The following is a 19,690-nucleotide window of genomic DNA, read 5'->3' as shown; positions in this document are numbered from 1 at the left end:
CATCGACTACGGTTGTAAACATGAAGCGTGGATGAACGGGCGTTCATGTTCGATGAACGACATTTCAGGGACGTCCAATTGCCGACAGAGAGCCTATTCGCCGCAGTAGAGGTGGAGTTTCCTGGTCCGTTCTTCGCCGCGCAAACGGGCGTGAATGGTCAATTGCCCGGCACAAGTGCTGTCGGGCAGATACAGCGCGGCAGACGCGCGTCCGTCACTGCCGAGCACCATGCCCTGGACAGTCCGGCGGCCAATTTCCACCAGCGGGCCGCCATCCTCACCCGGCCCGCGCTGCGAAGCGGTGACCCAAATCTCGAGAGGATCGGCGATATAATCCTCCGAGCCGCTCGAGACTTCGACCACCACCAACACATCGTCGGCTGGGCCCCGCGTGAGTTCGTCAGCGATAATTGTGTTCCAGCCGACGAAGCCGGATCCTTCCGCAAGGATGTCGTCCGACAATGTGCCATTGTGGGTGAGGAACAGATGTGCGCGAATATCCTCGATCCCGATATCCGGCTCGCACGGCACAGCCGGATCGGCGGCAACTAATACCGTGGTTGCGGCAAGAAGATGAAACCAGCGCATAGCGCCATTTACCACAATCCGCTGGCCGATGCGCAGCCAGACCTATGGCGGTCTATCGCAGCAGCCGCGGCGGGGCGAATTGCGCGATGGCGTCGAGCAATTCCGCGTGGCTGCGATTGGTGTTGTTGACGACGACCGAATTGCCATAGCCGTTCATGCTCCGGTTCATCGGTATCGTCATTCGCCGGAACCACCCGAACTCCGCCTCGCGCGCGTCCACCACATCGAACAGCAGCATGTTGGTGCCCATCATGTTCTGCGTGCTGAGCGCGGTGAAGTCATCCCAGGGGATGGTCTTGTCCGAATAGTCGCGGAGCAACATCCCGCTTTCATCGATCCGCACCGAAATTCCGCCGGTCACGGCCTTGTACAGGTGCAGCGCCATGAACGGTCCGAAGAAGACGATAGCGAGCCAGCCGATAACCGGCACCGCCCAGTCAGGCAGACGCCGACCGCCCCCCGGCACCTCGCCAAACACGCCGAGCATCCACAGTCCGACTGCGACGAACCCTGCGGCCAGCAGCGCAAGCAAGATTGAGCGGGTCGGCGAGTAATGGGCAGCGAAGGGCATGGAAGGTTCCAACCTCTCCAATTATCCTGGAGCTTGTTCGTCAGGGATAGGCGCTGCCATGACAGCAGCCCGGCTTGCAAGGAAGAGATAGATGAAGACGATGATCGCCGGTGTCTGGAGAAATCTCGACGTCGTTGCTGCCAATAAAAGACAAAAGAGCGCCAGCAGCGTTGGGACCAAAAATGCTAAGGTTGTTAGCCAGGATCTAACTGTCCTGCGCGTGTCCCAGACAGCCAATGAGACAGGCAAAGCTCCGAACCCGCCAGTAATAACTCGACCGAATGTCCAGACGATCAGGGCTGAAATCGGAGCCATCACCAACATTCTGAAAAAGGTGAACGCATAGGCGGGGCCCCCGCCAACGAGCATGTCGCCACGCCTCTCGTCGAGATCGAACGATACGAATTCGGCAATCCAGAAAACGGCGACGCACGCAAGCCCAAGTGAAGTGAAAGTTGAGCGTTCGTGAGGCGTTCTCAGGCCAAACCCCGGTTCGCAACGAAACGCCAGAAACAGCGCGGCAAGTGTCGTTCCGGCCAGTCCAAGACTGATCCCGCCTTGCATAAAAGCGTGTCGCGACGTGCGAAGGCCTCTCAGCTGGTCGCCCATTTCCGTGAGGCTGCGCCCATCGTCAGGGTTGAAGACCGCCATCTTCAAAGCCGATGCCAATTGTTGGTCGGTGTATACCGGAATCGTCTGGCCATGGGCGAACAACAAACACCCGGCCGGCACCGTCAGCAAGCAGGCGATGTACACCCAATTGCGACGGAGCCAGTCCAACAGGTCAGTAAACCCGCTTCTTCGGCTCGATGTAATCGATGTCGTCGGTCAGCGTGTACTCGTGGACCGGGCGGTAGTCGATTTTCACCGCGCCGCCATTGCCGCCCCAGCCTTCGAACCAGGCTGCGGTGTGCTTCATCCAGTTCTTGTCATCGCGGTCCGGGAAATCCTCATGCGCATGCGCGCCGCGGCTTTCCTTGCGGTTGTCCGCGCTGGCGATGGTGACATTGGCCTGCGCCATCAGATTGTCGAGCTCGAGCGTTTCGATCAGGTCGCTGTTCCAGATCAGCGAACGGTCGTGGACCTTCACATCCTGCAGCTTCTTGTTGACCGATTTGAGCAATTCGACACCGTCGCCGAGCAGCTTGCTGTCACGGAACACGGCGGCGTGCTTCTGCATGCCTTTCTGCATCTCGCCGCGAATTTCTGCGGTCGGCAGGCTGCCGTCGGCGTGGCGGAAATGGTCGAGACGGGTGAGCGACAGATCAGCGCTATCCTTCGGCAGCTCTGGCTGGCTGACGCCGGTCTTGAGATTTTCCTTCAGATGGAGGCCGGTCGCGCGGCCGAACACCACAAGGTCGATCAGCGAGTTGGAGCCGAGGCGGTTTGCGCCATGGACCGAAACGCAGGCGGCTTCGCCCACGGCATACAGGCCCGGTACCACAGTATCGGGATCGCCATCCGGCCCCACTGTCACGACCTGGCCGTGATAATTGCACGGAATGCCGCCCATATTGTAATGCACTGTCGGCGTTACCGGCAGCGGCTGGCGGGTCAGGTCGACCCCGGCAAAGATCTTGCCGCTTTCGGTGATGCCCGGCAGGCGTTCGGCGAGCACTTTGGGATCGATATGATCGAGGTGCAGATAAATGTGGTCGCCGTCATCGCCCACGCCGCGCCCTTCGCGCATTTCCAGCGCCATCGAACGGCTGACGACATCGCGCGATGCGAGGTCTTTAGCGCTCGGCGCGTAGCGCTCCATGAACCGCTCGCCCTCGGAGTTGGTCAGATAACCGCCCTCTCCGCGTGCGCCCTCGGTGATCAGTACGCCCGCGCCATAGATGCCGGTCGGGTGGAACTGGACGAACTCCATATCCTGCAGGGGAAGCCCTGCACGTAGCACCATCCCGCCGCCGTCGCCGGTGCAGGTGTGGGCCGAAGTCGCAGTGAAATAGCAGCGGCCATATCCGCCGGTCGCCAGAACGACCGATTGCGCCCGAAACCGGTGGATCGTTCCATCATCGAGGCACATCGCCATTACGCCGACGCATTTGCCGTCCGACATGATCAGATCGAGCGCGAAATACTCGATGAAGAAGTCCGCGTCGTACTTGAGGCTCTGCTGGTAGAGCGCATGCAGCATGGCGTGGCCGGTGCGGTCCGCGGCGGCGCAGGTGCGCTGGACCGGCGGGCCTTCACCCATGTTCTGCATGTGGCCGCCGAACGGGCGCTGGTAAATGGTGCCGTCTTCGTTGCGGCTGAACGGCACGCCTGCGTGCTCCAGCTCGTAAACCGCTGCGGGCGCTTCACGCGCAAGATATTCGATCGCATCCTGGTCACCCAGCCAGTCCGACCCCTTGACGGTGTCGTACATGTGCCAGGTCCAGTGATCGGGGCTGTTATTGCCAAGCGAGGCGGCAATACCGCCTTGTGCCGCAACCGTGTGCGACCGGGTCGGGAAGACCTTAGAGATATTCGCTGTGCGCAGGCCGGCTTCCGCCGCACCCATCGTGGCGCGCAGGCCGGATCCGCCGGCGCCGACCACGATGACATCATAAGTGTGGTCGATAATTTTGTAGGCAGAGGTGTCGGCCATTATGCGGCTCCTCCGGAAAGTGCGAGACGGGCGACGCAGAAGATGCCGAAGGCACCGCCACCGATGGTTGCAAGGTTGAGCAGGGCGAGCGCGGCGAACTTGTTGCCCGGTGTGTGGACGTAATCCTCGATCAGGACCTGCAGGCCGATGCGTGCATGCCAGAACAGGCTGAGGACCAGCAGAATCATGGCCACAGCCGGTACCGGCTTGGCAAAATAGCTCGCCAGCGTGCCGTAGCCGAGGTCCGGCAGTAGCAGGAAGCTGCCCAGCAGCCACAGCATCAAAACGAGGTTTCCGATCGCGGTGAAGCGCTGGACCAGCCAATGATGCGGTCCTTCGTGCGCCGAGCCTAGCCCGCGCACTTTTCCGATGGAGGTTCCGTTACCCATGGTTCAAATCCTCAGCGAAGCAGCAGCAGGGCCCAGAAGCCCGCGGTAAGAATGACGGCGATCACCGGCGATGCGATCGACCACAGCCTGTTGGTGTCGAGCTCGTAACCCGCACCGATATCGAGCACGAAGTGACGCAGCCCGCTCAGCATGTGGGTGAAGAACGCCCAGCTCAGCCCGATCATCACGATCTTGAGCAGCACTTTGAGCAGCGACCAGAGAATGTCGATCCCGCTCCACTGCAACGCGCCGATGTCTGCCCACATCCAGCCGGTGAAGCTGTCGTAAGCGGCGGGGCCGGACGCAAGCGCGCCGAGCCACCACAGCAGTATCGCGAGGCCCGCCAGGGCCATCCCGTCTCCGGTGACGCGGTGCAGGATGGAAACCAGCATGTGCGGCCCCCATTTCCAGATGCTCAGATGCGGTGAAAGCGGTCGATTGCTCATAGGCCTGGTCCGGTAGTGTCCCCTGATTTAAGCCATTCCCTAGGCGCACTCGCTTGGCGAAACAAGGCATCGGCGCTCGACATTGCTTGCAAATTTTTGGATAGGGTTTGCATGGCAGGCATTCTTGTAACCGGTTCAAGTCGCGGAATCGGCGCGGCAATTCGCGAACAGCTCGAATCCCGTAACGTCAGGGTGATCGGCCATGGCACGATCGCGCATGACGAACAGACCATCGGCGCGAACCTCGCAGACCCGGCAGCCCCCGCACTTTTGTGGAACGAGGCGCTGGATCGTGCAGGCGGCGAAATCGACGTTCTGGTGAACAATGCGGGCCTGTTCGAAGCCAGCGCGCTCGACCGGTCGGACATCGAATGGCTCGACGCGTGGGAGGACACGCTGCGGATTAATTTGAGCGCCGCGGCGCAGCTATCCCGCTTCGCCGTGCTGCACTGGCTGGAACGCGGCGCTCGCGCGGGGTTCAAGGGCGGCCGGATCGTCCATATCGCCAGCCGCGCGGGCCATCGCGGCGATTCGCCCGCGCACTGGCATTATGCGGCGGCAAAGGGCGGGATGCTGGCGATGCACAAGACCATCGCGCGGCAATATGCGGCGCAGGGCATCAGCAGCTTCGCGGTGACGCCGGGCTTCACCGACACCGCCATGGCAGGCGATTATCTTGCCAGCCGCGGCGGTCCCGATTTGCTGGCCGACATCCCGCTTGGCCGTGTCGCCGAGCCGGAGGAGATCGCCAATATCGCAGTCTATTGCGCGCTCGACGCGCCCGAAAGCATGACCGGCGCGACGATCGACGCCAATGGGGCAAGCTATGTTCGCTAGATCGCTGGCGCTAACGCTGGCGGCGGCACTGGCTGCAGGCAGCGCTACTGTGGCCCACGAGGGCGCGTCAGATGTCGCACCTGACCGGCAGGCATGGCTCGAAGTTTGCGAGGATTGGGACGAGTGGGACAAGCCTGCCCCGCCCTACCGGATCCATGCGAACACTTATTATGTCGGCACATGCGGGATCGCAGCAATACTGGTCGTCGGTGGCGACGGGTTGATCCTGCTGGATAGCGGCACCGAGCCGGGATCCAAGGTCGTCTCCGACAATATCGCCGCGCTCGGATATGATATCGCTGACGTCAAAGCGATGCTCGTGAGCCACGAGCATTTCGATCATGTTGGCGGCATGGCACGCCTTCAGCAATTGAGCGGCGCGACGATCTACGCTGGCCAAGGCGCTTCTCCGGTCATTCGTTCGGGCAAAGCGGACCCGCGAGACCCGCAGGCGGGAATGCACGAACCGATGCAGCCAGTGCCGGGCTCTGTCCGCTCGGTCAAAGGCGGGGAATCGGGAATGATTGCCGGCGTGGTATTCACCCCGACAACGACACCGGGCCATACGATCGGAGCGCTCAGCTGGCATTGGAGCAGCTGCGATGCTGTCAGCTGTATCTCTATCGTCTATGCAGACAGCCTCAGCCCGGTCAGCCGGGATGATTACCGCTATTCCGATCACCCGGCTTTGGTCGCTGAATATCGCGCGGGATTGGCGCGGCTCGCGGCACTCGATTGTGATGTTCTGCTGACCCCGCATCCCTCGGCGAGCGAGATGGTCAAGCGGATGAGCGGGGGCGCGCCCTGGACAAATCCGGACGGTTGCAAAAATTATTCTGGAGCAATCGGGCTGCGGCTCGATCGACGTTTGGCAGAAGAGGAGCGCGCGGTCGATGACAGGTAGCTGGAAAATTACCGCGTATGCGTCAAAGCCGCTCGTGCATCAGGCATTGCTGGCCCATGAAGAAGAGACGGACTGGGATCCCGAGGTCATCCTGTCGGGCCGCGAGGAAACCCCGCAAACGCCAGACGATTGGGTGCTGGAGGCGTGGTATTCGCGCAAGCCGGTTCAGGCTGATAAAGCGGCGGTTGCCGCCTTGTTCGGCGACGATGTTCCGGCCCTTGGCATCGAAAAATTGCCTGACGAGGATTGGCTAACCATCAGCCAGCAGGGCGTTAAACCGATCCACGCGGGCCAATTTTATGTCCATACACCGGACTATCCGCCACACGGCGATCCCGCAGTTTGCAGCCTCTCGATCCCTGCCAGTCAGGCATTCGGCACCGGTCATCACGAGACGACAGCAGGGTGCCTCGCCATACTCACAGCAATGAAGCGGAGCGGCGTGGTGGCGCGCCATATGGCCGATATCGGCACCGGGACCGGGCTGCTTGCTTTTGCCGCGCTGGACCTTTGGCCGAATGCTCTGGCCACCGCGAGCGACATCGACGCGATTTGCGCTGAGGTGGTCGAATTCAACGCAGCAGAAAACCACGTCGCGATGGGCCCCGGCAACGGCCAGCTGGCAATGGTCATTGCCGACGGAATGGATGACCCGCTGCTTCAGGCGCGTGGCCCTTACGACCTGCTGATCGCCAATATTCTTGCCGCCCCCCTGATCGAGCTTGCGCCCGATTTTGCTGAGGCAGTCCCGCCAAGCGGACATGTGGTGCTCGCAGGTCTGCTGGAGACGCAGGAGGCAAAGGTGCGTGCGGCCTACCGGCGCGCCGGTTTCCGCCTCGCATCGCGCCTGGTCAATGGCGACTGGTCGATCCTGTGGCTCCGCCGTCGCCGCGCATGACCGGCCGTTGGGCGAGGCGCGGCAAGCGCATCGCCCTGTGGCTCCTCGCTGCTCTTGCGGCAGCGATTGGCTTGTTCTTTCTCACCGCTTGGATCGGCAGCGCAATCCCGCGCAACGGCGCTTGGCAGGAGCCAGCGACAGGCGTGACAATCATGGTCGAAACCAACGGCATTCACACCGCGATCGTCATGCCATTGGTATCCGCGCAGAAAGACTGGCGGACGGATTTTCCCGCCAGCGACCTGCCATCGCCCGACCGGCCTTACACCCATGTGTCGGTCAGTTGGGGAGAGCGTGAAGTGTTCCTCAACACCCCGACCTGGTCCGACCTGTCGATCGGCACTGCGCTGAATGCCGCAATCGGCGGCGACGGCTTGCTGCATGTCGCCCATTACATTCGCCCCGGCCCGTCCGAGTATCATCGGCGGCTGACGATCAGCGAAGCCGAGTATGGCCGCCTGGTCACGGCAATCGAGCGGCAGGTCCTGCCTGCGAGCCAACGCGAGACCTATCGCGGCTATGCCGGTTACGATGTGTTTTACAATGCGCCCGGCACTTATCATATCGGCAACACCTGCAACCAGTGGACCAGCGATACGCTTGCCGAAGCGGGCATTGCCACGGGATGGTGGACCCCGATGGCGGGCGGCGTGATGAAATGGGTTCCCCCTCCATCAGACTAAGCGTGCTGGAACTCCTGCCGTTGCGGCGCTTTGAGTGGGTAACACTTTCAACAAAGCGAGACCTATCATGGCACAGACACTCCTCATTACCGGCGCATCGACCGGCATCGGCGAAGCCACCGCACGCGCGGCGGCCAAGGCAGGGTGGAACGTTGCCCTGCTCGCTCGCTCGAAAGACAAGCTCGACCGCATCGCGGCCGATATTGGCGATGGCGCGCTGGCAATCGAGTGCGACGTCACGGACCGCGATCAGATCGTTTCTGCGGTGTCGCAAACCGTGGCGAAGTTCGGTTCGCTCGACGGTGTTTTCGCCAACGCCGGCAAAGGGGTGAGCAATGCCGGGGTCGAAGGCGGTGATCCGGACGAATGGCACGACATGATCCATCTCAATGTGCTCGCCGTGCTTTACACTGCCCATGCGGCGCTGCCCGAACTGAAGAAGGTCAAAGGCCATTTCATCGTCACCGGCTCCAAGGCCGGACGCGAACATTTCAAAGGTTCGATCTACAGCGCGACCAAGTGGTTCGTGCACGGCTTCGCGGGCAATCTTGCAGAGGAAATGCGCGAATGGCAGGGCCGCTGCACGGTGATTTCACCCGGCATGGTCGACACCCCTTTCTTCGACGAAGCCAAGCCGACCAAATTGCAGCCGCAGGACGTGGCCGATGCGGTGGTCTTCGCGCTGGGACAACGCGGCACCTCGTGCATCCGCGAAATCCACCTGATGCCGAACGACTAAGGGATCGCGAGCGCTGCGGGCGGCGGTTTGCCGTATTGCTCCGCGTCGTATTCGAGCACGGCGTGGACAACCCGCTGCATCAACTCCATCCGCCGGGGATTGGGCGCGCGGGTCCGGCCGATCAGCACCGCGACGGCATAAGTCTTGCCTTCTGGCGAGGTGATCAGGCCGATGTCGTTATAGCCTGACTGTTCACCCGCAAAATACTGGCCCGTGCCGGTCTTGTGCGCGATTGCCCAGTCGGGCGGGACTGCGCCCTTGAGCCTGCGCGGGCCGCTGCGCGTCCTGCTCAGAATGCCGAGAAGTTCTTGCGTGCTTCGATCCGACAGCAGCTCGCCTCTGGACAGGCTGGCAAGAGCCTGCGCGATGGCGACAGCCGAAGCACCATCTTCGGGGTCGGCGAGATAGGCCTCGAACGCTTCGCGGCGCTCGTCATCGGGTACATCACCGCGCGCTTCGAAAAAGCTGTTGCCGTAGGAATAGGAAGGTCGCCATGCGAGCCCGGCGATACGGCTCTGCTTGGTTCGCTCATCGCTGCCGAAGCGGATGCTGCCGAGCTCATGATCGTCGAGAAACGCCTGCACGGCATCCGGTCCGCCCACCCTTTGCAGCAAGCGGTCATTGGCGGTGTTGTCGCTGGTAATGATGGCGCGTTGCAGCAGATCCCCGAAATCGGTCACGACAATGCCCTGTTTGAGCACTTGCGCGCGCAATGGCTGGTGAAACAGGGTCAAATCATCCCGCATGATGGCGACAGTCTCGGACAGGTCGAGCTCGCCCTGGTCAACCATGTCGAGCGCGGTCAGCGCGACCCACAATTTTGTCACGCTCTGCTGCGGCAATTGCTGCAACCCGTTGTAATGGACGCTGGCATCTTGCGCGATGTCGACGACCGCGATCCCCACCTGTCCGTCAAATGTGCCGCCGAGTTCGCTGAGTCTCCTGTCGAGCGCTTGCAGCTCCGGACTTGTCGGGGCGTTCTCTGCCATCCGTTCGGCCTCTTCGATCACTGGATCGGAGGCGGGCCGCAGCAAGCGCGGCAGGAATGTGATCGCCAGCGCGAGCGCTATTACGGCCATAGCGCCGAGCAGGAAACGGAGCGCCGGACGCATTATCGGCTCTGCCACCGAGCGGGGGTGACCAGCGCGCAAGCCAGGCCGCCACTATGCATCATGGTGTCAGCACCGCCTCCAGATGCGCCAATGCCGCGCGGGTAAATCGGTCCATATTGGCAATTCGGTCATCGCTGCCCGTCTCGGTCAGATGGGTCCACTCGCCATGCGGGCCAGTGACCGCGACAACGCTGCGACCCGCTGGCGCACCAGAAGGATGGCTCGATCCGCCGACCGAGCCGCTCTCGGCAATGCCCCAGTTGGCCCGGAAGTTTTCGCGGATCGCACGTGCCTGAAGCATGGCATACTCTTCGCTCGCCCCGCGCATGCCCTTGTAGGCATCGCGCGGCAGGTCAAACAGCACATCGCGCGCCCGCAGCGAATAAACCACCCCGCCCCCGACAAAGAAATCAAGCGCGCCCGGCACAGTCAGCAGGCTCGCGGCGATGAGGCCGCCCGTCGCCCCGTCGGCAACTGCGATTGTCTCGCCGCGTGCTCTGAGCATACCGGCGATGCGCAACGCCTGCGGGTGGACGTCTTGCAGCATCACCCCGCTGCCGCCACTATGGCCGCCCAGCCTGCCTCGTCGATCACTTCGATGCCGAGCTCGGCGGCCTTCTTGAGCTTGCTTCCGGCACCCGGCCCGGCAACCAGCAAATCGGTCTTCGCACTGACCGAGCCGGAGGCCTTTGCGCCCAGCCGCTCGGCCTGTGCCTTGGCTTCGTCACGGCTCATGGTTTCGAGCTTGCCGGTAAACACCACGGTCTTGCCCGCGACAGGGCTGTCGAGGGTTTCGACCTCGTAGCGCGGCGGTGAGACTTCGCTGAGCAGGTCGTCCCACACCGCGACATTGTGCGGCTCGTGAAAGAAATCGCCCAACGCTTCGACCACAGCACCGCCGATGCCGTCGATGCTGGTTAGCGCCTGTACTGCTTCTTCGTCTCCCGCATGCGCTTTTTCGGCTGCATCGCGCAGTGCAGGCAGTTCATGGAAATGCTTCATCAGGTCGCGAGCAGTCACTGCGCCAACATGCCGGATGCCGAGCCCGAACAGCAGCCGCGCGGCATCGGGCTGGCGCTTGTTTTTCACCGAAGCCAACAGCTTATCGACAGACTTGTCCTGCCACCCTTCGAGCGCCAGGATCGCTTCGCGCCGGTCCTCCAGGCGGAAGATATCAGCCGGGCTTTCAAGCCAGCCGAGGGCAAAGAACTGGTCGATGGTCTTCTCGCCCAGCCCGTCGATGTCGAGCGCGCCGCGGCTGACGAAATGCTTGAGGCGCTCGGTGCGCTGCGCCGGGCAGATCAGCCCGCCGGTGCAGCGCACGTCGACTTCGCCTTCCTCGTTGACCGCTTCGCTGCCGCAGTCGGGGCAGTGATCGGGAAAATCGAACGCCTCGCGCTCAGCATCGGGCGTCAGGTTCTTGACCACCTGCGGGATCACGTCACCCGCGCGCTGGACGAGCACCCGGTCGCCCGGGCGCACGCCGAGACGGGCGATTTCGTCGCGGTTGTGCAGTGTGACATTGGTCACTGTCACCCCGCCGACCAGCACCGGTGACAGCCGGCCAACCGGGGTCAGCTTGCCGGTGCGGCCGACCTGTATGTCGATGCTTTCAAGCGTCGTCTCCGCCTGTTCGGCAGGAAACTTGCGCGCAATCGCCCAGCGCGGCGCTTTGGCGACGAAGCCGAGCCGCTGCTGGTAGTCGAGCCGGTCGACCTTGTAGACGACCCCGTCGATCTCATAGGGCAATTCGGACCGCTGCGCGCTGATCGCCTCATACTGCGCCAGCATTTCAGACAGCGTATCGCAGCGCTTGAACAGGGGTGAGATCGGGAAGCCCCACTCGGCCAGACGCGCTATGACATCGCTCTGCGTTTCGCCCGGCACTTCGGACGCCGCGCCCCAGCCATGTGCCCAGAAGTTGAGCGGCCTTTGCGCGGTGACATTGGCATCCTTTTGCCGCAGCGATCCGGCTGCAGCATTGCGCGGGTTGGCGAACTGTTTGCCGCCCGCTTTTTGCTGCGCAGCATTGAGTGCGGTAAATGCCTGTTTCGACATATAAACTTCACCGCGCACTTCGAACACGTCGGGCCCTTTGCTGCGCAGCATTTCAGGAAGCATTTTCGGAATATCGTCGATGTGCCGGACGTTGGCTGTCACGTCTTCACCGACCTGCCCGTCACCCCGTGTCGCGGCGCGGACAAGCTCGCCATTTTCATAGCGTAGCGAGCACGACAGCCCGTCGATCTTGTCTTCTGCGGTGAACGCGATAGGCTCATCTTCGCCGAGATTAAGATAACGCCGGACGCGCGCTTCGAATTCGGCAACTTCTTCGTCCGAAAACGCATTGTCGAGGCTCATCATGCGAACCTCGTGCGTTACCTTGCTGAGCGGCGATGCAGCAACCGCATGCCCCACAGCCCGGGATGGCGAATCCTCGCGCACCAGATGCGGAAACGCCGCCTCCAGCGCCTCGTTACGGCGCGCCAGCGCGTCGAACTCCTGATCACTTATCTCTGGATCGTCGTCGGCATGATAAAGCCGGTTGTGATGCGCGATCTGCTTTGCCAGCCGCATCAACTCGTTGGCGGCTTCGGCTTCGGACAGATCGGACGGCGATTTCTCGATTCCCATGCTTTGCGCTATGCATGAGCCAAGCGCTTGCGAAAAGTGCCGCCGAAGGGTCGCGAACAGGGATTTTGGGGGGAACCGATGATCGACCGTACAATCAAGCCCGTGATCGTGACGAGCGTCGCGCTGATGGCGCTGCTCTATGTCGCGCACAATATCGCCAACTGGCAGCAGGCGTTCGACTTCTTCGTCTACACAACCAGCCATGCCGATCAGAAGGCCTATCCGGTCACCCTTCTCCCGGTGCCGCCGACGTTCCTTGTCGTGGCGGCAATGGTGCTGGTCTTCACGCTGGAACTGGTCGCCGGGATCGGCGGCCTGTTCGGTGCGTGGAAGCTGTGGTCGCTGCGCAAGGCCGATGGTGCAAGCTACGAAGCCGGGAAGAAATGGGCCAAGATTGCCCTCGCCTGCGCGGTGGTCAACTGGTGGGGCCTGTTCCAGGGCATCGCCGTTGCCGGCTACCAGCTGTGGCAGATGCCGCTGGGCGGTGGCCCCGACCATGGGTCGTGGGTGTTCGGGGGCATGGCGATGATGACGCTGATCTACCTCAGCATGAAGGACGACTGAGCGCGAGCGCGCGTCACACGCCGAGCGGCAGAGTCTCCACCCGCGTGCCGAACCCTGCGATCAGCGAGCGGCCCTTGGCGATGGCAGCTTGCACCTGCGGCAATTGCAGGCTGTCGGCATGCGCGGCCTTGCTGGTCCATACCTCGCTGACCCAGACCGAGTCCGGCTGTTCCACCCCGACCGAGACGAGATAGGCGATATTGCCTGGCATCCCGCCCTGCGAGGCTTCGAGCAGGATCTCCGCCAGCTCGCGCCCCTTGCCCGGCGCCGCCTTGATCTCGCCGATCAGGCCGTAGAGTTCATTCGGATAGAGTTCTTCCATGGCGTGTATCCCTGATTTCGGCGCACAGGCTGAGAGGAGGGTTAGCGCAGATGCGCCGATGAAGGTGCGGCGGCTTGTGGTCAGCAACTAAGCCCCCTCTTCTTCAGAGGAGGGGCTCGGAGGGCAGTGCCGCGACGCTAGCCCCATTACCATCCCCCCAGCGGCTCATGGCCAAAGCGCTCCCAAAGCTTTGGGAAACGGCTCGTGAGCGCTTCTTCCGTCTCTTCGAATGGTTCGCCCTTTGGTCCGTCAACATAGGCCTGCGTCGGCTGGCGAGGCATTTCGGTGAATGCCTTTTGTGTTTTTGATGCCCACACATAACCAGCTACGTAATCGAGCGCTTCGAACTCGGGACTGTCCGTCGCTGAAGGCGAGATCAGGTCTGTAAGGGAGTCGGGATCGGCACCTGCCGCCTCGAAAAATTCCCGACCATTTGAAATCAACCATGAGCGGAAATAGTCGAAGCAGTCGTCGCTGCAACCGCCCATGATGATATACGCCGCACCCCACAGATCCCACGAGTAGGATCCGTCCCTTACCCTGTCGTATTCAGCTGAGAATATCTCGACGTCGTCCGCCGGGTAGGATTCGAGAATACGGGCCAAATTCAGGGTTTGCGCGTCCTGAGACGTCGCTCCTCTGCGAGACATTTCGATGATCTGCCAGAACCAGTTCTCGCGCTGGTCCGGTGTCGCATTTGCTGGCAATCCGGGAGTCGACAACTCGGCGGCGCTCGCTGCCGGAATAAGCGAATCCGACCCCTCGCTGAAATTACCTCGAACTACAAAAAATGCGACAGCAACAATGCCAACCAACAATAGGCCAAAAACGAGCTTACCCATCATACCCCCTCCAGCAGCCGGTCGGCCTGCGCCCTCGCCTCGCTCGTAATTTCCGCGCCGCTGAGCATGCGGGCGATCTCTTCCTGGCGGCCTTCGGCGTCGAGCAGTGCGACGCCGGTCTTCGTCACCGTGCCTTCGCTGCTCTTGGCGATGACGTAATGCGTGCCGCCGCGTGCGGCGACCTGCGGGCTGTGGGTGACGGCGAGCAATTGCCCGTCCGCCGCCAGCCGCGCGAGCCGCTCGCCGATCGCGCTCGCCACCGCACCGCCCACGCCGCGGTCGATCTCGTCGAAGATCACCGTTGCCGCCCCGCCTTTCTCCGCCAGCGCCACCTTCAGCGCGAGGATAAAGCGCGACAGTTCGCCGCCCGAAGCGATCTTCCCGAGCGGGGCGAAATCCGCGCCGGGATTGGTCGCGATCAGGAATTCGACCGCATCCATCCCGCCCGCGCCCCATTTTTCTTCGGGCAATTGCTCGACCTTCGTCTGGAAGCGCGCTGCGTCCAGCTTGAGCGGCGCAAGTTCGGCCGCGACCGCCTGATCCAGCTTGACCGCCCCCGCCTTGCGCGCCCGATGCAATTTTTCCGCCGCATTGCGATAGGCGAGCGAAGCTTCCTTTGCCGCCGCTTCCAGCGCATCGAGCTGTGCCTCGCCGCCTTCGATTGCATCGAGCTGCGCGCGGAAATCGCGCATCTTGTCAGGCAGTTCATCCACTTCGCAGCGGTGCTTGCGGGCCAGTGCGCGCAATTCGAACAGCCGGGTCTCCGCCGCATCGAGGGCCGCCGGATCGTGCACCAGCGCCTCCGCCGCTGCCTCCAGTTTTTCTTCCGCTTCGCCCGCTTCGATCACTGCACGGTCGAGCGCGGCCAGCGCATCGGCCAGCAACGGATGTTCGCCGCCGATCCGGTCAAGCTTGCGCGCCGCGACCCGCAGCAATGCGAGCGGCGAATCCGATCCGTCCCAGACGGCGCGCAATTCTTCGAGATCGCCGGTCAGCCGTTCGCCCTTCTGCATGTCGGATCGCGCCGCCGCCAGCCGCGCTTCCTCACCCGCCTGCGGTTCGAGCGTGGTCAATTCTGCCAGATGCGCGAGCAGCAAATCCTGGTCGAGCTTCGCTTGCTCGATATCGTCTTGCGCCGCCTGTAATTTCTCGCGCGCCGCGTGCCATTTGCGCCATGCATTTGCGACAGCCTCGACATCGCCGCCTGAATACCGATCGAGCAGATCACGGTGGCCGCGCGGATTGACCAGTCCGCGGTCGTCATGCTGTCCGTGCAGTTCGACCAGAGCGCCGCCGATTTCTCGCAGCAGCGCCACCCCAACGGGTTGGTCGTTGATCCATCCTTTGGACCCGCCATCGGCCTTGACCTGGCGCCGGATGATCAGCGGTTCGCCCGGCTCAATTTGGATATCGGCATCGTCCAGTGCGCTGGAAATCGCAGCCGGCAATGCAGCAAATTCGAAAGTTGCCGAGACGCTCGCCTTCTCCTCGCCCGCGCGCACCAAGGCGGTTTCGGCACGGTTGCCGAGGACCAGTCCCAGCGCATCGAGCAGGATCGATTTGCCCGCCCCGGTCTCCCCCGTCAGCACACCGAGCCCGCGCCGGAAATCCAGCTCCAGCGCTTCGATCAGCACGATGTTCTTGATGGCGAGATGGGTCAGCATTGTCTTGTCGGCGATTCTCCGCCTGACTGGTTAGACAATGCCGCCCGCCGCGTCACCGCTCCTCGGTGTTTTCCTCACGGTTTACCGCCGGCAGGGTCGAGCGCAGCAGGAAGTATCCGGCCAGCGCGGCGATCCCGCTACCGGCCAACACGCCCAGTTTGACTGCATCGACCATAGCCGCGTCGGTAAAGGCGAGGTTGCCGATGAACAGGCTCATGGTGAAACCGATCGCAGCCAGCAGCGACAGCGCGTGGATCTGGCGCCAGCTCACTTCGCGCGGGAGCTTCGCAAAACCGAGCTTCACTGCGGCGAACGCAAAGCCGAAGATGCCGACCTGCTTCCCGATGAGCAGGCCCAACGCGATGCCGAGCGGCAGAGGCGCCAGCACCGCCGAGGCTTCGACCCCGACCAGGCTGACACCAGCATTGGCAAAGCCGAAGATCGGGATGACGAGGAACGCCACCCATGGGTGCAAGGCGTGCTCCATTCGCTCCAGCGGGCGGGAATCGCCGCGAGCGATCAGCGGCACCGCCATGGCAGCAGCGACCCCGGCCAGCGTGGCGTGAACGCCCGATTTGAGCACGAAGGCCCACATCAGAATGCTGAGCAGAATGTAGGGAATGCTCGAGGCAACGCGCATCCGGTTGACCGCGATCAGGGCGACGAAGACTATCCCGGCAGCACCCAGCATCCCGGTGTCGATGTTCCCGGAATAGAATATCGCGATAATCGCAATCGCACCGATATCGTCGATCACTGCAATCGCGAGCAGCAGAGCCTTGAGCGCGACGGGCACGCGGGGGCCCAGCAGCGACAGCACACCGAGCGCAAACGCAATATCGGTTGCCGCCGGAATCGCCCAGCCCGACAGGTTTTCAGGCGTGTCCATATTGATGCCGAGAAACACGATCGCCGGAATGGCCATACCGCCCAGCGCTGCGACCAGCGGCAATGATGCCTTGTCCCAGCTCGACAGCTGTCCCTCGAGTATCTCGCGCTTCACTTCGAGACCGACGAGGAAGAAAAACACCGCCATCAATCCGTCGTTGATCCACAGCAGCATGGGCTTGTCGATCACGAAGCTGCCGATACCGGCAACCACCGGTATGCCGAGAATGTCCGCGTAAGCGCTCGCCAGCGGGCTGTTGGCCACCGCCAGCGCGAGCGCCGCTGCGATGATCAGGACAATGCCACCAGCGCTTTCTTTCTGGAGGAAATCTTTCAGCATCGGAGCAACACGGGAAACCATCGATAGTTCTCGTCAAATGGGAATGGCAGATATGGGCAGCGCGCGGCACCAGGCAGTGCCGCGCGCCGATGGGCAAATCAGGCTGAGGCCGGCTGGCCGGTAAGCCGGTGCAGCGCATCTTTTGCGCGCAGCTTCATCCGTTTGAGGCGGGAGAGCTTCAGCCCGTCCGGGCGGGATTTGCGCAGTTCGAGCCGAATTCGCTCGTCAATGCGCTGATGGATCTGAGCCAATTTGAACATTCGGGCCGACATGACAGTCTCCTCAAAAGAGATTGAAACGATCGGACTACCGATGGTGCCGCGAGGAAGGGAGGGAATGGGGTCAGCCCCGCCAGCCACGCATCGGTAATCCGATGCGGTCCGACATCACAGATGGCTTGCACCAATCTGCCAGAGGGGCCCGGCCCGCACCACCTCAATTCACCAGAGCTGGCAGGGTTCCCGAGCGGGACAAATTTTCCGTTGCGTGTTGCCGCGCCGGTGCCTCAGCTGGCCGTGACGCCCGGCGCCTTGTCCTGCATCAGTTCATAGGCGCGTTCGTACCACTCGTTGCCCGGATAGTTCGAGCCAAGCACAGCGGCATATTTCTGCGCTTCCTGCGGAACCCCGAGCGCTAGGCTCGACTCGACCAGCCGGTAAAGCGCTTCGGGCGCGTGGCTGGTGGTCTGATAGGTATCGACCACGTTCTGGAAGCGGATCTGCGCGGCGAGCCAGCGGCCGGAGCGCTGGTAATACCGCCCGATCTCCATGTCCTTGCCTGCCAGGTGATCGTTGACCAAGTCGAGCTTGAGCCGCGCATCGGCGGCATACTCGCTCTGCGGGAACCGGCGATTGACTTCCGTCAGCGCGACCAGCGCCTGTTCGGTGATCTTCTGGTCACGCGTCACATCGCTGATCTGCTCGTAATAGCTGAGCGCGATCAGGTAATAGGCGTAAGGCGCATCCTTGTTGCCCGGATGGATAGACAGGAAGCGCTGAGCGCTCTGGATCGACTTGTTATAATCGCGCGCCACGTAATAGCTGAACGAGCTCATCAGCTGCGCCCGGCGCGCCCATGGTGAATAAGGGTGCTGACGCTCGGTCTCGTCAAACAGCGCGGCAGCGAGCGGAGCATTGCCCTGATCGAGCCGACGCTTGGCCTCTGCGTAGAGCGATTCCACATCGCGCGCGACATAGGCTGTATCCTTCGGGCCGCTTCCGCCACCGGCACAGGCCGAAAGCAGCAGGGTCGAGGCGCAAACAGCGCCGAGCAGGACGGTCTTGGGCGAAACACGCAGATGCTTGGTCATGGACGAAGCCTATAACCGCGCCCTCGCTGAACGCCAAGTGAAGTTGCAGCGGAATATGTGGGCCTGTTTGCGACCCGGGCGCTGTCACCCTTCGCCGAGAGGATTGTCTTCGACCGGATAGGTCCGGCGCTGCCCCGTTTCTTCCGGCGTTCCCCACGGCAGGTGATGTGTCTCCAGTGTCACCAGATTGTTCGAGCGGATGATCTCGGCATGGGTCTTGTACCCAAGCAACTGGTCCGCCGGAATATCGGGATTGCTGATCATCACGCGGGTTTCTTCCGACGTGAAATCGGTCAGGCCCCGCGCGCGTTCGACACCCTCGTTGTCATAGATATGCAGCACGTCGCCGCGGGAATAGTCGCCGTCCATAGAAACCACATCACTGCGGTGAATTGGCTCATCTCCGCCCAGCCTTGCGCACGCGTCATCGGTCACGACCAAATGGCCGGCCATTTGCAGCCGGTCGGCCAGCCAGCTGTCCCACACCGACATGGGGTTGGGATTGGGCAGGCATTTGGTGCAGCGCCGCTCACCGGAAAGGACGGAGGATATCGGCGCATCGACATCGCCCTCGGCAATCCATGTCGTGCAGCCTGAATTCTGCGCCATATTGGCCGCCTGCAGCTTGGTCAGCATGCCTCCGGTACCGAGCGAACTGGTGCCGGTGGTTGCTTCAAGATACTGGCTGACATCGCTGACCTCTTCGACCAGCCGCGCCTCGGGATCATCCGGATCGCGGTCGAACAGCCCTTCTACGCCGGTCAGAATCACGAAGTGGTCGGCCTGCACCATCTGCGCGATTTTCGCCGCGAGCCGGTCATTATCGCCGACGCGGATCTCTTCGGTGGTGATCGTGTCATTCTCGTTCACGATGGGAATGATGTTCGCCTGCAGCAGCCGGTGGACGGTATTCTTAGTGTTCAGGAACCGGCGGTGATCTTCGAAATCGCCCAGTGTCAGCAGGATCTGTGCGATCTCGAACCCGAACTCGTATCCGACCTGCCTGTACGCGTTGAGCAGCAGCGGCATGCCGCAAGCGGCAGCGGCTTGCTTGTCGGTCAGTCCGGCAGTCTCCGGCTCCACCCCGACAATGCGCATGCCAAGCGCAACCGAACCGCTTGAGCAAAGGATCACTTCGTAGCCGTCGGCCCGCAGCCGGGCGACGTCCTCCAGCAGCCTTTGCAGAAATCCAAAGCGCGGTGTCAGCAGATCGGTATTGGCAAGCAGCGCCGATCCGATTTTGATGACAACTCTCTTCTTCTTTACCCTCGATTTCGGAGCTGGCTGCGTTATCGGCTTAACGGTCGGCTGAATCTTCTTGGGGGGCAAAGTCTTGGGGGGCAAAGGTCACCTTCATGGATCTT

General features: G+C 62.2%; 22 protein-coding genes. 6 read left to right on the top strand and 16 right to left on the bottom strand.

Annotated elements, in window-relative coordinates; translation table 11 throughout:
• Positions 1-93: 93 nt before the first annotated feature.
• From E0502_RS11995 to E0502_RS11970, 6 genes are read right to left on the bottom strand one after another with little or no spacing between them, the layout of a single operon-like run.
• On the bottom strand, positions 94-588 hold the full coding sequence (locus E0502_RS11995) for a hypothetical protein (protein ID WP_137678231.1): 495 nt from the start codon (positions 586-588) through the stop codon (positions 94-96).
• 52 nt (positions 589-640) lie between these two features.
• A complete protein-coding gene (locus tag E0502_RS11990) occupies positions 641-1,159 on the bottom strand; it encodes an STM3941 family protein (protein WP_137678230.1) in 519 nt (172 codons plus the stop codon).
• A 21-nt stretch (positions 1,160-1,180) separates the two neighbouring features.
• A complete protein-coding gene (locus E0502_RS11985) occupies positions 1,181-1,939 on the bottom strand; it encodes a hypothetical protein (RefSeq protein WP_137678229.1) in 759 nt (252 codons plus the stop codon).
• A 4-nt stretch (positions 1,940-1,943) separates the two neighbouring features.
• The gene (gene sdhA / locus E0502_RS11980; protein ID WP_137678228.1) at positions 1,944-3,755 is read right to left on the bottom strand and encodes a succinate dehydrogenase flavoprotein subunit; all 1,812 of its coding nucleotides are present in this window, start codon (positions 3,753-3,755) and stop codon (positions 1,944-1,946) included.
• Complete coding sequence (gene sdhD / locus E0502_RS11975; protein ID WP_137678227.1) at positions 3,755-4,144, bottom strand: succinate dehydrogenase, hydrophobic membrane anchor protein; 390 nt, start codon at positions 4,142-4,144, stop codon at positions 3,755-3,757. Before sdhD ends, sdhA begins: the two co-directional genes overlap by 1 nt.
• 11 nt (positions 4,145-4,155) lie before the next feature.
• Positions 4,156-4,590: a succinate dehydrogenase, cytochrome b556 subunit gene (locus tag E0502_RS11970; RefSeq protein ID WP_137678226.1), complete on the bottom strand. Its 435-nt coding sequence runs from the start codon at positions 4,588-4,590 to the stop codon at positions 4,156-4,158.
• 111 nt (positions 4,591-4,701) lie between these two features.
• On the opposite strand from E0502_RS11970, the gene E0502_RS11965 reads away from it, so the two are divergent.
• The 5 genes from E0502_RS11965 to E0502_RS11945 all read left to right on the top strand — a co-directional run bounded on the left by E0502_RS11965 (position 4,702) and on the right by E0502_RS11945 (position 8,651).
• Entirely contained in the window at positions 4,702-5,427 is a 726-nt protein-coding gene (locus E0502_RS11965; RefSeq protein ID WP_137678225.1) for an SDR family NAD(P)-dependent oxidoreductase, read from the top strand.
• A complete protein-coding gene (bla, locus tag E0502_RS11960; RefSeq protein WP_204517958.1) occupies positions 5,417-6,331 on the top strand; it encodes a subclass B3 metallo-beta-lactamase in 915 nt (304 codons plus the stop codon). Before E0502_RS11965 ends, bla begins: the two co-directional genes overlap by 11 nt.
• Entirely contained in the window at positions 6,321-7,229 is a 909-nt protein-coding gene (locus E0502_RS11955; RefSeq protein WP_137678223.1) for a 50S ribosomal protein L11 methyltransferase, read from the top strand. Before bla ends, E0502_RS11955 begins: the two co-directional genes overlap by 11 nt.
• Entirely contained in the window at positions 7,226-7,912 is a 687-nt protein-coding gene (locus E0502_RS11950) for a DUF2459 domain-containing protein (RefSeq protein WP_137678222.1), read from the top strand. The genes E0502_RS11955 and E0502_RS11950 overlap by 4 nt, the downstream gene beginning before the upstream one ends.
• Positions 7,913-7,979: 67 nt before the next feature.
• The gene (locus tag E0502_RS11945) at positions 7,980-8,651 is read left to right on the top strand and encodes an SDR family oxidoreductase (RefSeq protein ID WP_137678221.1); all 672 of its coding nucleotides are present in this window, start codon (positions 7,980-7,982) and stop codon (positions 8,649-8,651) included.
• Here the strand turns inward: E0502_RS11945 and E0502_RS11940 are convergent.
• Genes E0502_RS11940 through ligA form a run of 3 tightly spaced genes read right to left on the bottom strand, consistent with a single transcriptional unit; the run spans position 8,648 to position 12,397 of the window.
• Positions 8,648-9,763 (bottom strand): serine hydrolase, encoded by a 1,116-nt coding sequence (locus E0502_RS11940; protein WP_137678220.1) that lies wholly within the window; start codon positions 9,761-9,763, stop codon positions 8,648-8,650. The two genes, E0502_RS11945 and E0502_RS11940, sit on opposite strands and share 4 nt — an antisense overlap.
• Before the next feature lie 58 nt (positions 9,764-9,821).
• The gene (locus tag E0502_RS11935) at positions 9,822-10,310 is read right to left on the bottom strand and encodes a CinA family protein (RefSeq protein WP_137678219.1); all 489 of its coding nucleotides are present in this window, start codon (positions 10,308-10,310) and stop codon (positions 9,822-9,824) included.
• The gene (ligA, locus tag E0502_RS11930) at positions 10,310-12,397 is read right to left on the bottom strand and encodes an NAD-dependent DNA ligase LigA (protein WP_137678218.1); all 2,088 of its coding nucleotides are present in this window, start codon (positions 12,395-12,397) and stop codon (positions 10,310-10,312) included. Before ligA ends, E0502_RS11935 begins: the two co-directional genes overlap by 1 nt.
• A gap of 78 nt (positions 12,398-12,475) precedes the next feature.
• Here ligA and E0502_RS11925 point away from each other — a divergent pair, with 78 nt between their 5' ends.
• Positions 12,476-12,961: a DUF2165 family protein gene (locus E0502_RS11925; RefSeq protein WP_137678217.1), complete on the top strand. Its 486-nt coding sequence runs from the start codon at positions 12,476-12,478 to the stop codon at positions 12,959-12,961.
• A gap of 13 nt (positions 12,962-12,974) precedes the next feature.
• On the opposite strand, the gene E0502_RS11920 is transcribed toward E0502_RS11925, so the two are convergent.
• The 7 genes from E0502_RS11920 to proB form a co-directional block, all read right to left on the bottom strand.
• Complete coding sequence (locus E0502_RS11920; RefSeq protein ID WP_137678216.1) at positions 12,975-13,283, bottom strand: putative quinol monooxygenase; 309 nt, start codon at positions 13,281-13,283, stop codon at positions 12,975-12,977.
• A gap of 146 nt (positions 13,284-13,429) precedes the next feature.
• Positions 13,430-14,128, bottom strand: coding sequence for a DUF4240 domain-containing protein (locus tag E0502_RS11915; protein ID WP_137678215.1), 699 nt, complete (start codon positions 14,126-14,128; stop codon positions 13,430-13,432).
• Entirely contained in the window at positions 14,125-15,789 is a 1,665-nt protein-coding gene (recN, locus tag E0502_RS11910; RefSeq protein ID WP_137678214.1) for a DNA repair protein RecN, read from the bottom strand. The genes E0502_RS11915 and recN overlap by 4 nt, the downstream gene beginning before the upstream one ends.
• A gap of 52 nt (positions 15,790-15,841) precedes the next feature.
• Positions 15,842-17,038, bottom strand: a complete 1,197-nt coding sequence (gene nhaA, locus E0502_RS11905; RefSeq protein WP_137678213.1) for a Na+/H+ antiporter NhaA — start codon at positions 17,036-17,038, stop codon at positions 15,842-15,844.
• A 77-nt stretch (positions 17,039-17,115) separates the two neighbouring features.
• Entirely contained in the window at positions 17,116-17,289 is a 174-nt protein-coding gene (locus E0502_RS11900) for an HP1242/YdcH family protein (protein ID WP_137678212.1), read from the bottom strand.
• Positions 17,290-17,522: 233 nt separating this feature from the next.
• Positions 17,523-18,326, bottom strand: coding sequence for an outer membrane protein assembly factor BamD (locus E0502_RS11895; RefSeq protein ID WP_137678211.1), 804 nt, complete (start codon positions 18,324-18,326; stop codon positions 17,523-17,525).
• An 84-nt stretch (positions 18,327-18,410) separates the two neighbouring features.
• Entirely contained in the window at positions 18,411-19,655 is a 1,245-nt protein-coding gene (gene proB / locus E0502_RS11890; RefSeq protein ID WP_240049051.1) for a glutamate 5-kinase, read from the bottom strand.
• Positions 19,656-19,690: the final 35 nt, after the last annotated feature.

Origin of the sequence: Parerythrobacter lutipelagi (genome assembly GCF_005434975.1) — a bacterium.
In the GTDB taxonomy this organism is placed as follows: domain Bacteria; phylum Pseudomonadota; class Alphaproteobacteria; order Sphingomonadales; family Sphingomonadaceae; genus Parerythrobacter_A; species Parerythrobacter_A lutipelagi.
Note: the sequence above shows the minus strand (reverse complement) of the source record. Positions and strands in the feature narration are given on the sequence as shown.